Annotated in this window: 1 pseudogene; it reads right to left on the bottom strand. The window is 87.4% G+C overall.

What is annotated here, in order from left to right:
- Window positions 1–239: pseudogene (locus tag KVS67_RS12970) on the bottom strand (thioredoxin); the annotation flags it as partial.

The following is a 239-nucleotide window of genomic DNA, read 5'->3' as shown; positions in this document are numbered from 1 at the left end:
CTGGGCGGCGACGTCGCCCGGGCCGCCCGCGGCGGCCGCGCGCCCCGCCGCGGCGTCGGCGCCGCGGGTGCGCAGCATGAGGCGGGCCGCGGACAGGCCCTGCTGGGCCACGGCGCCCGCGGGGCTGTCGGCCAGCGCCGCCTCCCACGCCGAGACGGCCCCGGGCAGGACGTCGGCGGCGAGGGCCTCATGGGCGGCCCGGTGCCGCGGGGGGACGGGCGGGGCCGCCGCGGCCGCGG

Origin of the sequence: Micrococcus sp. GbtcB5 (assembly GCF_019091605.1) — a bacterium.
Taxonomy (GTDB): Bacteria; Actinomycetota; Actinomycetes; order Actinomycetales; family Micrococcaceae; genus Micrococcus; species Micrococcus luteus.
Note: the sequence above shows the minus strand (reverse complement) of the source record. Positions and strands in the feature narration are given on the sequence as shown.